Here is a 1828-nt window from a genome sequence, read left to right on the forward strand (position 1 = left end):
CGCCTCCCAGGCCGCCCCCGACGTCCTGCTCGCCGCCCTGCGCACCATGGGCTACGCCCCGGCCGCCGAGTCCGCCGAGGGCGACGTCCTGATCACCCGCCCGGACAGCCACCGCACCCCGCCCCGCCCCGCCCCCCCCCCCCCCCCCCCCCCCCCCCCCCCCCCCCCCCCCCCCCCCCCCCCCCCCCCGCCCCCCCCGCCCCCCCCCCCCCCCCCGCCCCCCCCCCCCCCCCCCCCCCCCTTCCCCCCCCCCCCGCTCTCCCGATCTCGCGCCCGCCGCGCACGCCGGACTCGGCCGGGAGTACCACCCCGGCCGGCCCGCCACCCCCGCCGAGGCGGTGCCCTGGGGCCTGCGGGTCGCCGCCGAGTCGACCTGGCGGCTGCTGCTGCTCGGCGCCGCGCTCTACGTCGTCTTCTACGTCGTCGACATGCTGCGGCTGGTCGCCTTCTCGGTGCTCGCCTCACTGCTGATCACCGCGCTGCTGGAACCCTCGGTCTCCTGGCTGCGCCGGCGCGGGGTGCCGCGCTCGCTCGCCGCGGGCGGGGTCTTCCTGAGCGGCCTCGCCGGGATCGGGCTGGTCGGCTGGTTCGTGGTCTGGCAGGTCTCCACCAACCTGCCCGACGTCACCAACCAGGTGAAGACCGGCGTCAACCAGCTGCGGGACTGGATGATCACCGGACCGCTGCACCTGACCCAGCAGCAGATCACCGACTTCGCCAACCAGATCACCAAGGCCATCACCACCAACACCGACCAGCTCACCTCGGCCTCGATCACCGGCGCGCAGATCGCCGTCGAGATCCTGACCGCGCTGCTGATGACCTTCTTCACCACCTTCTTCTTCCTCTACGACGGCGCCAACATCTGGAACTGGGCGCTGCGCGGCCTGCCCCGGCAGTCCCGTTTCGCGATGGCCGGAGCCGGCCCGAAGGCCTGGACGACGCTCACCGCGTACGTGCGCGGCACCGTCTGCGTGGCCTTCATCGACGCCGTCTGCATCGGCATCGGCATCGACCTGCTCGGCGTGCCGCTGGCCATGCCACTGGCCGTGATCATCTTCCTCGGCGCGTTCGTCCCGCTGGTCGGAGCCCTGGTCACCGGGACCGTCGCCGTCCTGATCGCCCTGGTCACCCAGGGGCCGTGGACGGCGCTGATGGTGCTGGTCGTGCTGATCGCGGTGATGCAGGTGGAGAGCCACATCCTCCAGCCGCTCATCCTCGGCCGGGCCGTCCGGGTCCACCCCCTCGGCGTGGTCCTCGGCGTCGCGGCCGGCGGCATCATCGGCGGCATCGGCGGCGCGGTGGTCGCCGTCCCGCTGATCGCCGTCACCAACACCGTGGTCGCCCACCTGCGCCGCCGCAACGAGGCCGGCCAGGCCGTCTTCACCGCCCTCGAAGCCGCCCGCGAGGCCGCCGAACGCACGGCGGCCGCCCAACCGGCAGGGACTCAACCGGGGGCGGCTCAGCCGGCGGCGGCCGCGGACTAGGGGAGCGCGGAAAGCACGGAGGTGAGGGCTGCCGCGATCGCCAGCCCCACCAGCGCGCCGGTCGCGATCAGGGCCTCCTGCTCCGCCCAGTGCGACCCGCGAAGCGACGTCCGCCGCAGCACCCCGCGGGTCAGTGCGGCTCCCAGCACCGGCCCGCCCCAGGGCAGCCCCACCACCCACAGCAGGGCGTAGTACCCGTGCCAGGGCGGGTGTTCGGTCGCGAAGATCGTCCAGAACACCGAGACGAAGCAGATCACCGTCCACCAGACGGTGGCCAGCACCATCCACCCGCACCCGCCGGAGCGCGGCTGCCCCCGGCCGCTCACCGGGCGGCCCGCGAT

At 74.9% G+C, this 1828-nt stretch carries 2 protein-coding genes; one reads left to right on the forward strand and one right to left on the reverse strand.

What is annotated here, in order from left to right; genetic code table 11:
• Nucleotides 1–338 precede the first annotated feature (338 nt).
• Nucleotides 339–1487, forward strand: coding sequence for an AI-2E family transporter (locus BG452_RS34210; protein WP_317621362.1), 1149 nt, complete (start codon nt 339–341; stop codon nt 1485–1487).
• Here the strand turns inward: BG452_RS34210 and BG452_RS34215 are convergent.
• Nucleotides 1484–1828: hypothetical protein (locus BG452_RS34215; protein WP_223243147.1), on the reverse strand; the 345-nt coding region annotated here is incomplete at its 5' end. The two genes, BG452_RS34210 and BG452_RS34215, sit on opposite strands and share 4 nt — an antisense overlap.

The sequence above is a fragment of the Streptomyces sp. CBMA123 genome (assembly GCF_014596465.1).
In the GTDB taxonomy this organism is placed as follows: Bacteria; Actinomycetota; Actinomycetes; order Streptomycetales; family Streptomycetaceae; genus Kitasatospora.